An 11852-nucleotide genomic window follows, 5' to 3' on the forward strand; every position below is an offset into this window, starting at 1 on the left:
CCCGGCCGGAGTCCGGGAGGTACCCCACGCGCCCCCGGGCCTCGCTAGGGGTGGATCGTCAGGCGGCCGATGGAGGTGCCGTCGGCGACGCGTTGGACGGCTTCGGCGGCGCGGTCGAAGAGGAGGCGTTCGCCGATGAGGGGCTTGACGACGCCCTTGGCGGCGAGGTCGGTGAGTTCGGTGTGGCAGTCGCGGACGGCCTGCGGGTCGTGGGCGTTGTAGAGCCCCCAGTGCAGGCCGAGGATCGTGTAGTTCTTGACCAGGGCGTGGTTGAGGCCGGGGGCCGGGATGGTGCCGCCGGCGAAGCCGACGACGAGGATCCGGCCCTCGAAGGCGATGCACTTGGTGGAGCCGGTGTACGCCTCGCCGCCGACCGGGTCGAAGACGACGTCGGCGCCGCGGCCGCCGGTGGCCTCCTTGACGGCGGCGACGAAGTCCTCGTGGTGGCGGTCGATCACCAGGTCGGCGCCGAGCGCCTCCGCGGCGGCGGCCTTCTCCGGCCCGCCGACCACGCCGATGACCCGGGCTCCGGCCGCCTTGCCGAGCTGGACGGCCGCGCTGCCGACGCCGCCGGCCGCGGCGTGCACGAGGAGGGTCTCGCCGGCCTGCAGCCGGGCCCGCCGGTGCAGGCCGAACCAGGCGGTCTGGTAGCCGATGTGGAGCGCGGCGGCCTCGGCGTCGTCCAGTGCGGGCGGGGCCGGGAAGGCGGTGGCCGGGTCCATCAGCGCGTACTCGGCGAAGGCGCCGGCGGGCAGCAGCGCGGTGCCGACGACGCGTTCGCCCGCGCGGTCGCCGGAGACGATCTCGCCGCAGAGTTCGACGCCGGGGGTGAACGGCAGCGGCGGGCGGACCTGGTAGTGGCCGCGGCACATCAGTGCGTCGGGGAAGTTGACGGCGGCGGCGCGGACCTTGACCAGCAGCCGGCCCTCGCCGGGTTCGGGGCGTTCGGTCCCGGTCTGCCGCATCACGGCGGCGGGTTCGCCGAGTTCGGTGACCTGCCAGGCCTTCATGCCGGTCATGCGGGGCTGCCCTCCTTGGTCTCGATGGCCTGCTGGAGGTGGTTCATGCCGCCGATCCAGCGGTCCGGGGTGGTGGCGCGGGCGGCGTAGTAGTCGGCGACCTCGGGGTGCGGGAGGATCAGGAACCGCTCCTCGGTGATCGCGGCGAGGGTGGCCGCGGCGACCTCGTCCGGCTCGATCGCGTTCGGGGTGAGCAGGACCTGCCCGGCGGCGCCGGTGCCCTCCAGCATCGCGGTGCGGACGCCCTGCGGGCAGAGCGCGTGGACCTTGAGGCCGCGGTGCCGGTAGGTGGCGGCGAGCCATTCGGCGAAGGCGAGCGCGCCGTGCTTGGAGACGGCGTACGGGGCGGAGCCGAGCATGGTGAGCAGGCCGGCCGCGGAGACGGTGGCGAGGAAGCGGCCCTCGCCGCGCTCCAGCCACTCGGGGAGGAGCTGTTCGGCGGCGCGCACGTGGGACATCACGTTGACGTCCCAGGCGCGGGCCCAGACCTCCGGTCCGGCGTCGGCGCCGCCGACGGGGGCGATGCCGGCGTTGGCGCAGTAGACGTCGATCCGGCCGAGGGCGTCGCGGGCGGCGGAGATCAGGGCGGCGACGCCCTCGGGCGAGGCGGCGTCGCCGGGGGCGGGGATGCCGCCGATCCGGGCGGCGACGGCCTCGGCGGCCTCGGTGTCGAGGTCGTTGACGACGACGCGGGCGCCTGCGGCGGCGAAGGCGGCGGCGAGCGCCTCGCCGATGCCGCGGCCGGCGCCGGTGACGACGACGCCCTGCCCCGCGAGGCCGGTCACAGCCCGCCGCCCAGGGTGACGCCGCCGTCGACGACGAGGGTCTGGCCGGTGATCCAGGCGGCGTCCTGGGAGAGCAGGAAGGCGACGGCGCCGGCGACGTCCTCGGGCAGCCCGAGGCGGCCGAGCGGGTAGGCGCGGATCACCTTCTCCTCGCGGCCCTCGAACAGCGCCTCGGCGAACTTGGTCTTCACCACGGCGGGTGCGACCGCGTTGACCCGGATGTCGGGGCCGAGGTCGGCGGCGAGTTCCATGGTGAGGCGGATCAGGGCGGCCTTGCTGACGCCGTACATGCCGATGTTGGCGGAGGCGCGGATGCCGGCGATGGAGGCGACGTTGACCACCGCGCCGCCGTGCTCGCCCATCCAGGCGGCGTGGGCGCGGCGGGTCCAGGCCAGCGGGGCGAGGACGTTGACGGCGAGGATCTTGGCGGCGACCGCGGGGTCGGTGTCGAGCACCGGGCCGTAGGAGGGGTTGATGCCGGTGTTGTTGACCAGCATGTCGAGCCGGCCGAAGGTCTCCAGGGTGCGGGCGACGGCCTCCTCCTGGTGGGCCGCGTCGTCCGACTTGCCGGCCACGGCGAGGGCGTGGTCGGGGCCGCCGAGGTCGCGGACGGCCTCGGCGAGCGGCTCGGGGTTGCGGGCGGTGATGCAGACCTTGGCGCCCCGCTGGACCAGTTCACGGGCGATGCCGAGGCCGATGCCCCGGCTGGCGCCGGTGACCAGGGCCACCTGGCCCTTGAAGGAGGGTGTCATCGCCGAACCTTTCGCCGTACGTCTTCGACAGAGTGTGGACCAAGTGCTGACTAAGCGCTTGCTTAGCATGTTGGCGGCGGGCCACACTGTCAACAGCCGGGCGCCTCCGGCCTTGATCCGTCTGCGAGGATTGACGCCATGACCGACCAAGCGACCGCCGACCTGTGGCCCGGGGAGCGCACCGAGGCCGCCCGGCGCCTGCTGCTCGCGGCCGTCGAGTCCTTCGCCCGCCGCGGCTACCACGCCACGACGACCCGGGACATCGCCACCGGCGCCGGAATGAGCCCCGCTGCGCTCTACATCCACTATCCGTCCAAGGCCGCGCTGCTCTCCGAGATCAGCCGCACGGGTCACCGGGCCACCCTCGACCTGGTGGAGGGGGCCGAGGCGGCGAGCGGCGAGCCGGTGGAGCAGATGCGGCGGCTGGTCGAGGAGTTCACCGCCTGGCACGCCCGCGGCCACACGGTGGGCCGGATCGTCAACAACGAGCTGCACGCACTGCCCGAGGACGCCTTCGCCGAGGTCGCCGAGCTGCGGATCCGGATCGAGGACACCGTCCGCCGGATCATCGAGAAGGGCGTCGCCCGGGGCGAGTTCGAGGTGCCGGACTCGCGGACGGCGGCCCGGGCCGTGACCTCGCTGGGCATCGACGTCGCCCGCTGGTACACCGACCGCTCCACCGAGAGTCCCGAGGAGCTCGGCCGCCGCTACGGCGTCCTGGTGCTGCGGATGCTCGGATCGGCGGCCGACTGACCCCGGCGACGGACCCGCGGCGACGGACCGCCGGCCGCCCGGACGCGTCGACACGTCCGCGAAGGCCACTGACGCCCACCTGGAATTAGGCTAGGCTTACCTAACCTGACGAGGAGGGGCGATGTCCGACGCCGTGCCCAGTGCCGCCGAACGAATCCGTACGCTGCTGGAGTTCGCCTCCTCGGTGGTGCTGGACGTACCCGGGATCGACCTGGTCGAGCGGCCCGGGCCGCCGCCGCTGGTGGACTGCGCCGTCCTGCCGGACGGTGCGGTGGCGGTGCTGGTCGAGGACGGCTCGCCGGTGCACCGGATCGCCGTGCTGGCCCGCCGCGACGGCCCGGTGACCGCCGAGCTCGACGCCGTCGACGTGGCGCCCGTCGCGCTGCCGCACCGCATCCGCGGCCGGGCCGCGGTACAGGGCAGGCTGACCGTGATGTCCCGGGCCACCCCGGCCCGGGTCGCCGCGCTCTTCCCGCGCCGCCGTGCCACCGGCCACGTGCTGCTCTGCCTGGAGCCGGAGCACCTCGCGGTGGAGGACCTGTGGGGCTCGGCCTGCTGCGTCGAGCCGGCCGAGTTCGCCGCCGCGGCCTCCGACCCGCTCGCCGCCGAGGAGGCCCGGCTGCTGCAGCACCTCGACGCCTCGCACGCGGACCAGGTGCACGCCCTGGGGCTGCGGGCCGCGGGCCGGCGCTCCGCGCCGGGCGCCGACTGCCTCCGCACCGTCCGGCCGGTCTCGCTCGACCGCTTCGGCCTGCGGCTGCGGCTGGTCGGCGAGGACGGCCGGGTGCTGGACGCCCGTTTCGAGTTCGGCCGCCCCGTCCGCTCCGCGGAGGAACTCCCCGAGGCGATGCGCCGGCTGTTCGCCCACGCGACCGCGGACCACTGACCCCACCCGCCGCGGACCGGGGCACGGGCCACCGAGCGGACCGGGCGGTCAGCCGTCGCCGAGGGTGTGACCCGGGCCGATGACCGAGAAGATGCCGCCCTCCGTGTCCTGCAGCCGGGCCGTCCGGCCGTACGGGGTGTCCACCGCGGGCTCGGCGACGCTGCCGCCGAGCTCGACCGCCCGCAGGACGGCCGCGTCGGTGTCCGCCACCGAGAAGAACACCTCCCAGTGCGGGGCCTGGCCGCGGGCGGCCCGCAGCGCGGCCACGTTGCGTCCCTCCGCGCGGAGGACCACCCGCTCGTGCTCGTAGCGGACCTCGAAGTGCTCCTTGTCCCGCGAGTCCCAGCGGAACACCTCGCCGTAGAAGAGCGCGGCGGCGAACGGGTCCGGGGAGCGCAGCTCGATCCAGACCGGGGCGCCCGGCTCCTTCATCCAGGTCTCGACACCGGGCTCGCCCTCCCAGATGCCGAACACGGCGCCCAGGGGGTCGGCGGCCAGCGCCACCCGGCCGGCGTCGAAGGCCAGCGGTCCGACGGCGAGGGTGCCGCCGCGCTCGCGGACGCCCTCCGCCGCGCGGTCGGCGCTCTCGATGCCGAAGTACGTCGTCCAGGCCACCGGGGGCTGCCAGTCGCCGGCCATCACGCCGAGCCCGGCCACCTCGACCCCGTCGACGACCGCCCACAGGTACTCGCCCCAGCGGTCCGGTCCGGGTTCGAAGGTCCACCCGAGCAGCGGGCCGTAGAAGGCCTTGGCGACACCGAGGTCCCGGGCCATCAGGCTGACCCAGCACGGCACCGCCGGTACGCACCGCACCCTGGCCCTCTGCTCACCCATGCGGGCTTCTCCTTCCGGTTCGTGGCCCTGCTCAGCCTAGGGGCTGACCGGTCGCTCGCGTCGGATCAGCGCGCGGCGGCGAGCAGGAGACCGCCGTCCCCGGTCGGGTCCTGCCCGGGGTGTCGCCGGTACTGCGACGGCATCGGGCGGGCATGCTCCCTGGTGGCGGGCCCGGACGGCGGGCGGAGCAGTCGAACGAGGGAGCGATCATGGAGCAGCCGTACGTCGTCGTCGGGGCGAGCCTCGCCGGGGCGAAGGCCGTCGAGGCCCTGCGCGCCGAGGGGTACCGGGGGCCGGTCGAGCTGATCGGCGAGGAGCCCGACCTGCCGTACGAGCGGCCGCCGCTCTCCAAGGGCTACCTCCAGGGGAAGACGCCGCGCGCCGAGTTCGAGGTGCACTCCGCCGACTGGTACCGCGAGCACGACGTCACGCTGCGGCTGGGCACGGTGGTCACCGCCGTCGACCCGGACGGGCACGCGGTGACCCTGGCGGACGGCGAGCGGGTGGGCTTCGCCAAGCTGCTGCTGACGACCGGCGCCTCGCCTCGCCGGCTGCCGGTGCCCGGCGGCGACCGGCCCGAGGTGCTGACGCTGCGCCGGGTCGGGGACAGCGAGCGGATCCGGGCCCGGCTGACGCCGGGGGCGCGGATCGTCGTGGTCGGCGCGGGCTGGATCGGTCTGGAGACCGCGGCGGCGGCCCGGCTGGCGGGCGCCGAGGTGACGGTGCTGGAGGTCGCCGAGCTCCCGCTGCTGCGGGTGCTCGGCCGCGAGGTGGCGCAGGTCTTCGCCGACCTGCACCGGGCGAAGGGCGTCGACCTGCGGTTCGGCGTGCAGGTCGCCGCGATCGAGGACGGCGGGGTGCGGCTGGGCGACGGCTCGCTGGTGCCCGCCGACACCGTGGTCGTCGGCGTCGGCATCAAGCCCAACGCGCAGCTCGCCGCGGCCGCCGGGCTGGAGGTCGACAACGGCGTCCGCACCGACGAGCACCTGCGCACCTCGCACCCGGACGTCTTCGCCGCCGGCGACGTGGCCAACGCCTTCCACCCGCTGTTCGGCCGGCCGATCCGGGTCGAGCACTGGGCGAACGCGCTCAACCAGCCCGCCACCGCGGCGAAGTCGATGCTCGGTCAGGACGCCGTCTACGACCGGGTGCCGTACTTCTTCACCGACCAGTACGACCTGGGCATGGAGTACACCGGCTACGTGGAGCCCGGCGGCTACGACCGGGTGGTGTTCCGCGGGGACGTGCCGGGGCGGGAGTTCATCGCCTTCTGGACGTCCGGCGGCCGGGTGCTCGCCGGCATGAACGTCAACGTCTGGGACGTGACCGACCCGATCCGCGAACTGGTGCGCTCGGGGCGGCCGGTGGACGAGGCACGGCTCGCCGACCCGGACGTGCCGCTGACCGACCTCGCGGGCTGACCCGGGCGGCGCCGGCCCGTCGACCGCGACGGGTCCGATCGTCGGCGGCATGACCTAGGGTCGGCTCGGACACCGTCGCCGGGAGGGACCGCCATGCCGCACCGAGGACTGCCGCCCGCGGGCCCGGCCCGCGGGCTGGCCGGCGCCCAGCTGACCAATGCGCTCGGCGACGGCGCCTTCCTGGTCACCTCGGCGCTGTACTTCACCCGCGTCGTCGGGCTGTCCGCCGCACAGATCGGCCTCGGCCTGACCCTCGGCTGGGCGGCCGGCGCCCTGGTGGGTGTGCCGCTCGGTCACCTCGCCGACCGGCGCGGCCCGCGCGGCGTCGCCGCCCTGCTGGCGGTGGCCACCTCGGCGGCGGTGGGGGTCTTCCTGCTCGCCGGCTCCTTCCCGGTGTTCCTGGCGGCGGCCGTGCTGTACGGCTGCGCGCAGAGCGGCCTGGGGGCGGCCCGACAGGCGCTGCTCGCCGGTCTGGTGGAACCGGCCCGGCGCACCGAGGTCCGGGCCTACCTGCAGTCCACCGTCAACGCGGGCCTGGCGGTCGGTGCGGCGCTGGGCGGCGCGGCACTGCACCTGGACACCCCGCTCGCCTACCGGGCGGTGCTGGGGGTGGACGCGCTGAGCTTCCTCGCCGCGGCGGTGCTGCTCTCCCGGCTGCCCTCGGTCGCGCCGTCGCCGGCGGTGGCGGGCGAGCCCCGGCTGGCGGTGCTGCGCGACCGGCCGTACGCGCTGCTGGCACTGCTGAACACGGTGATGCTGCTCTACATGCCGCTGCTGTCGCTGATCGTGCCGCTGTGGATCGTCGGGCGGACGGCCGCACCGGACTGGATGACCGCGGCCCTGCTGGTGCTGAACACCCTGACGGTGGTGGTCTGCCAGGTGCGGGTGGCCCGCCGGGTGGACTCGCTCGCGGCGGCGGCCCGCTACGTCCGGTGGGCCGGGGTGCTGCTGCTGGCGTGCTGCGCGGCCTTCGCGGTGTCGTCCGCCGGCACCTCGGCCTGGGCGGCCGCGGCCGTGCTGCTGGTCGCGGCGGCGCTGCAGGTGGCCGGGGAGATGATGCTCGCGGCCGGCTCGTGGGAGATCGGCTTCGGCCTGGCCCCGGCCGACCGGCAGGGCCAGTACCAGGGCTTCTTCGGTACGGGGGTGGCGGTGGCCCGCATGGTCGGCCCGGTGCTGCTCACCTCGCTGGTGCTCGGCGGCGGGACGTGGGGCTGGCTGGTGCTGGGCGGGATGTTCGCACTGGCGGGCGCGGCGACCGGGCCCGCGGTGCGGCTGGCCGAACGCTCCCGGCCGGTGGCGCCGGCCGCGGGCACGCCGCTGCCTGCGGAGCCGGTGGCCGGCTCCGCGGGGTCCGCGGGATAGGCGCCCTCCGCGGGCGGACTACATCAGCGGGTAGTCGGGGGCCTTGGCGCTCGCCTTGAGCTCGCCGTGGGCCTTGGTCAGCAGTTGCATCGCGAGGTCGTTGAGGGCGCGTGCCCCGGCGACCTCCTCGCCCACCCTGGGCTGCGGGCTGTCGGCGTGGTGGCGGGTGCTGAAGCCGTGCGAGCGGACCTCGGTGCCGTCCGACAGGCGGACCATCGCGACGGCCTTGGTGCGGTCGCCCTCCTCCTGGAACTCCAACTCGATGTGCCATCCGACGAGTGTGTGCATCATGGCGGCCACCTCCGGGGGTTTCCCCTCCAGCGTGCGCCGCGCCCCGGAGGCCCGCCAACTCGGGCCGGCCGGTACCGTCCGGCCCGCGGCTCCCCGGATCCGAACGCGTTCACTTCCGCCCGTAGGGTCGGCGGTGACGGACCAGGCCCGCTCCCCCGCCCACGGAGGCCCCATGACCCTGACGTATCCGGAGGTCGGCGGCACCGCCGGCCCCGGACCGCTGCCGGCCGGCTACCGCCACCTGCACCACCGCACGGCGGTCGGCCGCGGGCCGGTGGACTTCGCCGTCGCCGGCCTGGCCGTCACCACCTGGCGGATGCACCGTGCGGCCCGCGTCCTGATCGACGCCGACGGCCCGCGGGCCGCCCCCGGCACCCGCGTCACCTGCGGAATCGGCCTCGGACCGGCCCGGATCACCGGACCCTGCGAGGTCGTCCGGGCCGTCGACGAACCCCGCCGCACCGGCTTCGCGTACGGCACCCTGCCCGGCCACCCCGAGTGCGGCGAGGAGGCCTTCGTCGTCGAACTCGCCGCGGACGGCACCGTCTGGTTCACCGTCACCGCCTTCAGCCGCCCCGCCACCCGCCTCACCCGCCTCGCCGGCCCCCTCGTCCCGCTCTTCCAGCACCTCTACGCCCGCCACTGCGGCCGCACCCTGCGCCGCCTCACCGCCGACGGGGGCCCCGCGGGCCCGCGCCCCGGTGCCGCCTGAACACCCGTACCCTCAGCGCACGCGTGCGCCAGGGGGTGGCGGCCGTCGCGAGCGCACCGAGCAGCAGGGCGGCACCGGTCACGGCCCACGACCGGGCGTCCGCCACCGGGGCGGCCGTCCAGTCCCACGGGCCGTTGCCCATCCACACCAGCGGGAACGCCGAGGCCACCGGCAGCACCCAGGACAGGTGGAGTCCCAACAGCCGCTGCGACAGGACGGCGAGTCCGAGCCAGATGAGCAGCGACCGGACGAAGACCGCGCCCATCGCCGGGCCGACGGCCACCGACTCGAGCAGGAACGAAACCGCGCACGCGCCCGACGCGACGGCCGCCAGACCCAGCACCCGCACGCGCTGCAACCTGGTGCCGCCCGACTGCTCGTGGTCCCGCATCTCCCCGCCGAGCACCGCGACGAGGAACACGGCGGAGAGCAGCGGGAGTTCACGGCGGAACGGAACCCCGGTCGTCACGCCCCCGTCGCCGATCGAGGGGACGGGCACCTTGACACCGCCCAGCACGGCCGACAGCACCGCGACCGCCGCAACGCTCAGCGCGACCGCGGCGAAGCGGTGGCTGCGGGCGTAGCGGTACGCGTCGGACCACGTCATCAGGACGTACATCCTGCGGCCGCGAGAACCGCACGTTCCCCGGCGGTCCACTGCGCCTGCGCCTGCTCCGGCTGCACCACCGCCGCCCGGGCGGCGCTCTCGGCATCGGCCACCCCGGACATGTGGAGTCCCCGGTCGGCGACGTCCGGATCGACGCCCATGGCACGGTACTCCAGCCACAGGTGGATGCGGTCGGACGAGCGCCACGCCGCCGCGTTGTCCACCGGAAGGTCGCAGTGCCGGAGGGACTGGGCGAAGACCGCCTGGGCCATTGCCATCGCCGCCGTCCGCGTGTGCCCCTCGGTGATCGCGAACCCGGTGTCGCCGAGGCCGGTACGCCGCAGGCCTTCCTCGTAGAAGGCCGCGGGCCGGCCGAGCCACGGCTGGGGAACCTCGGACAGCCGCCGCGCCATCGCCGTCAGCTCCGGCAGGTACTTGCGGTGCTCCGGCCACACGCACACCTCGGGCACGCCGTCACCGTCGCGCCGGCAGAGAGGTGCCGCATCGGCGGACGTCCGGTCCCGCTGGATGCCTCCGGCACCCGGGATGGCCGCGAAGACCACCAGCACCACGGCGGCCGCGGCAGTCGCACAACCGCGGAGGCCCCAGGTGAGCGGACGCGCACGCAGGCCCGCCCGACGACCCGGGAGAGCCGGTGCGAAGACCGCCAAGGCCACCAGCGCGGCCGCTAGCAGCAACCGCAGTGCGATCGGGGTGGGGCGGACGTCCCGGTCGGGGGCACCGCTGAGCACGATGAATCCCAGGTTCTGCCCCAGCGCGGTGATGCCGATGAAGGTGCCCAGCGCCGCCACCACCGGGGTGAACCAGGGCGACGGGAACCAACGGCCGGCCAGGTGCCCCAGCGCTGCGAACGACACGAGGATCGCCGCTCCGAGCAGCAGGTAGGACGGCCACAGGAATCCCGGGCCGGCCGCGTCGAAGGAGACCGCCGCCGCGGCCACCGCCCCGGTCCCGTACGCGAGGAAGCCCAGGGTGAGCGTGGCGGCGAGCCGCACGGCCTCCGCCTGCCACGCGGGGCGGGCTGCCGCCAGCACCGACTCGGGCATGCCCGTACGGGACGATCGGCCTGCCTGCCAGGCGGAGACGGCGGCGAGCACCGGCCCCAGGAAGAGCGTGACGACCTGGACCGCGACGCTCGCCTCCGGCCACACCCCCATCCAGGAGCGGCTGCGCCCGAAGAGCACTGCGACGTCCACGAGGACCATCACCGGCAGGGCGAGGAGCAGTGGGGAACGGCGCAGTTCCGTCCGGTAGATCCTCAGCACGTTTCCTCCATCGCCGCTCCCTGCAGAGCCGTCATGTAACCGCGCTCCAGGGCGGTGTCGCCGGGGGCGTCCGCGAGACCGCGGGCGGCAAGGTCCGCCGGGGTGCCCCGGTAGACCGCCGTGCCCTCCTTGAGGACGACGACCGCATCGCAGGCGGCCCCCACGTCCTCGACGAGGTGGGTGCTGAGCAGCACGGCGGCCCCGTCGTCCGCCAGCGACCGGATGAGGTTCCTGAAGTCGAGCCGCTGTGCCGGATCGAGCCCGACGGTGGGTTCGTCGAGAAGCACCAGGGACGGGGACCCGACCACCGCGGCGGCGATGCCGGCGCGGCGGATCATTCCGCCGGAGAGCTTCTTCATCCGGTCTCCGGCCCGCGCGCTCAGGCCGACCGCCGCGATCGCCTTCTTGGTGGCGCTCTCGATCTCCTTGCCGGGCACCTCCCGCAACCAGGCGCAGTAGCGCACGAAGTCGGCAACCGAGAAGGTCGGGTAGTACCCGAAATCCTGCGGGAGATAGCCGATCCGACGCCTCGCCCAGCGGGCGTCGCGCTCGCTCCTGATCTCCCTCCCGAAGAGTTCGATCGCCCCGCCCCGGGGCGGCGCCACGGTGGCGATCGTCCTCAGCAGGGTCGTCTTCCCGGCGCCGTTCGGCCCCAGGAGGCCCGACACACCGGCCGGTACCGACAGGTCGAGGCCGTTGATGATCGGCCGTGCCGCGCCGCCCTGCACCAACGACGAAACATGAACAATTTGCTGCTCTGTCACGCAATTCTCCTGGACGCTGCAGGGCTGCCGGGTGGTCCTCCGACAGCCCTGCAGCACGGTTCAGTTCATCTTGTTAGTCGTATGTGACCGTGGTGCGGTCCAGGCTGAAGATGCAGTTGTAATTGTCGAACGTGCCAGAGTAGCCGACGCCCAGCCGCCAGTTGTGGTACGCGTCGGCCTCGAAGGAGCAGTCGAAGTGCACGTGGTAGTACTTGTCCCCCGTCGCCTTCTGGCAGTACGAGTGGCCGGTGGTGTCGTACCAGTAGCCCCGGCACCCCTGAGTCCAGTTCGCCTCGTTGGAGGCGCTGGCAACCGGCGCCACGATGCCGATGGCCACTGCCGACATGGCAGCGACGATTCCCGCCTTGCCGACCTTCCCG

The 11852-nt window shown here is 74.6% G+C and carries 14 protein-coding genes; 5 read left to right on the forward strand and 9 right to left on the reverse strand.

The window, feature by feature from the left end; all coding sequences use genetic code 11:
* Positions 1–44: 44 nt before the first annotated feature.
* Genes IE98_RS0123995 through IE98_RS0124005 form a run of 3 tightly spaced genes read right to left on the reverse strand, consistent with a single transcriptional unit; the run spans position 45 to position 2556 of the window.
* Positions 45–1010 carry an NADPH:quinone oxidoreductase family protein gene (locus IE98_RS0123995; RefSeq protein WP_030272181.1) on the reverse strand — a complete coding sequence of 322 codons (966 nt, stop codon included), beginning with the start codon at positions 1008–1010 and terminating at the stop codon, positions 45–47.
* A gap of 5 nt (positions 1011–1015) precedes the next feature.
* Complete coding sequence (locus tag IE98_RS0124000; protein ID WP_030272183.1) at positions 1016–1804, reverse strand: SDR family oxidoreductase; 789 nt, start codon at positions 1802–1804, stop codon at positions 1016–1018.
* The gene (locus IE98_RS0124005; protein ID WP_030272185.1) at positions 1801–2556 is read right to left on the reverse strand and encodes an SDR family oxidoreductase; all 756 of its coding nucleotides are present in this window, start codon (positions 2554–2556) and stop codon (positions 1801–1803) included. The genes IE98_RS0124000 and IE98_RS0124005 overlap by 4 nt, the downstream gene beginning before the upstream one ends.
* 138 nt (positions 2557–2694) lie before the next feature.
* Here IE98_RS0124005 and IE98_RS0124010 point away from each other — a divergent pair, with 138 nt between their 5' ends.
* Together IE98_RS0124010 and IE98_RS0124015 are read left to right on the forward strand one after the other, a co-directional pair.
* Positions 2695–3309, forward strand: coding sequence for a TetR/AcrR family transcriptional regulator (locus tag IE98_RS0124010; protein WP_030272186.1), 615 nt, complete (start codon positions 2695–2697; stop codon positions 3307–3309).
* Positions 3310–3430: 121 nt separating this feature from the next.
* A complete protein-coding gene (locus IE98_RS0124015) occupies positions 3431–4195 on the forward strand; it encodes a DUF2470 domain-containing protein (protein ID WP_052390879.1) in 765 nt (254 codons plus the stop codon).
* A gap of 48 nt (positions 4196–4243) precedes the next feature.
* Here IE98_RS0124015 and IE98_RS0124020 read toward each other — a convergent pair whose 3' ends face one another.
* Positions 4244–5029 (reverse strand): VOC family protein, encoded by a 786-nt coding sequence (locus IE98_RS0124020; protein WP_030272190.1) that lies wholly within the window; start codon positions 5027–5029, stop codon positions 4244–4246.
* Positions 5030–5238: 209 nt separating this feature from the next.
* Between IE98_RS0124020 and IE98_RS0124025 the strand changes: the two genes are divergently transcribed.
* Positions 5239–6450 carry an NAD(P)/FAD-dependent oxidoreductase gene (locus IE98_RS0124025; RefSeq protein WP_030272192.1) on the forward strand — a complete coding sequence of 404 codons (1212 nt, stop codon included), beginning with the start codon at positions 5239–5241 and terminating at the stop codon, positions 6448–6450.
* Positions 6451–6543: 93 nt separating this feature from the next.
* Positions 6544–7812, forward strand: a complete 1269-nt coding sequence (locus tag IE98_RS0124030; RefSeq protein WP_052390880.1) for an MFS transporter — start codon at positions 6544–6546, stop codon at positions 7810–7812.
* A gap of 18 nt (positions 7813–7830) precedes the next feature.
* On the opposite strand, the gene IE98_RS0124035 is transcribed toward IE98_RS0124030, so the two are convergent.
* Positions 7831–8103, reverse strand: coding sequence for a DUF1876 domain-containing protein (locus IE98_RS0124035; RefSeq protein WP_030272195.1), 273 nt, complete (start codon positions 8101–8103; stop codon positions 7831–7833).
* A gap of 172 nt (positions 8104–8275) precedes the next feature.
* On the opposite strand from IE98_RS0124035, the gene IE98_RS0124040 reads away from it, so the two are divergent.
* On the forward strand, positions 8276–8815 hold the full coding sequence (locus IE98_RS0124040; protein ID WP_030272197.1) for a DUF1990 family protein: 540 nt from the start codon (positions 8276–8278) through the stop codon (positions 8813–8815).
* Here the strand turns inward: IE98_RS0124040 and IE98_RS0124045 are convergent.
* The 4 genes from IE98_RS0124045 to IE98_RS0124060 all read right to left on the reverse strand — a co-directional run.
* Positions 8769–9422, reverse strand: a complete 654-nt coding sequence (locus IE98_RS0124045) for a hypothetical protein (protein ID WP_052390881.1) — start codon at positions 9420–9422, stop codon at positions 8769–8771. The genes IE98_RS0124040 and IE98_RS0124045 overlap by 47 nt on opposite strands.
* Positions 9422–10708 carry a DUF7224 domain-containing protein gene (locus IE98_RS0124050; RefSeq protein WP_030272200.1) on the reverse strand — a complete coding sequence of 429 codons (1287 nt, stop codon included), beginning with the start codon at positions 10706–10708 and terminating at the stop codon, positions 9422–9424. Before IE98_RS0124050 ends, IE98_RS0124045 begins: the two co-directional genes overlap by 1 nt.
* Positions 10702–11472, reverse strand: a complete 771-nt coding sequence (locus tag IE98_RS0124055) for an ABC transporter ATP-binding protein (RefSeq protein WP_234443650.1) — start codon at positions 11470–11472, stop codon at positions 10702–10704. Before IE98_RS0124055 ends, IE98_RS0124050 begins: the two co-directional genes overlap by 7 nt.
* Before the next feature lie 73 nt (positions 11473–11545).
* Positions 11546–11852: hypothetical protein (locus IE98_RS0124060; protein ID WP_234443651.1), on the reverse strand; the 307-nt coding region annotated here is incomplete at its 5' end.

Source organism: Streptomyces sp. NRRL B-24484, assembly GCF_000717715.1.
Lineage (GTDB): Bacteria > Actinomycetota > Actinomycetes > Streptomycetales > Streptomycetaceae > Kitasatospora.

Coding starts and splice junctions, on each gene's coding strand:
- IE98_RS0124045 (WP_052390881.1), bottom strand. CDS start 9,422: ATGACGTGGTCCGACGCGTACCGCTACGCCCGCAGCCACCGCTTCGCC.
- IE98_RS0124010 (WP_030272186.1), top strand. CDS start 2,695: ATGACCGACCAAGCGACCGCCGACCTGTGGCCCGGGGAGCGCACCGAG.
- IE98_RS0124020 (WP_030272190.1), bottom strand. CDS start 5,029: ATGGGTGAGCAGAGGGCCAGGGTGCGGTGCGTACCGGCGGTGCCGTGC.
- IE98_RS0123995 (WP_030272181.1), bottom strand. CDS start 1,010: ATGAAGGCCTGGCAGGTCACCGAACTCGGCGAACCCGCCGCCGTGATG.
- IE98_RS0124015 (WP_052390879.1), top strand. CDS start 3,431: ATGTCCGACGCCGTGCCCAGTGCCGCCGAACGAATCCGTACGCTGCTG.
- IE98_RS0124035 (WP_030272195.1), bottom strand. CDS start 8,103: ATGATGCACACACTCGTCGGATGGCACATCGAGTTGGAGTTCCAGGAG.
- IE98_RS0124005 (WP_030272185.1), bottom strand. CDS start 2,556: ATGACACCCTCCTTCAAGGGCCAGGTGGCCCTGGTCACCGGCGCCAGC.
- IE98_RS0124040 (WP_030272197.1), top strand. CDS start 8,276: ATGACCCTGACGTATCCGGAGGTCGGCGGCACCGCCGGCCCCGGACCG.
- IE98_RS0124030 (WP_052390880.1), top strand. CDS start 6,544: ATGCCGCACCGAGGACTGCCGCCCGCGGGCCCGGCCCGCGGGCTGGCC.
- IE98_RS0124025 (WP_030272192.1), top strand. CDS start 5,239: ATGGAGCAGCCGTACGTCGTCGTCGGGGCGAGCCTCGCCGGGGCGAAG.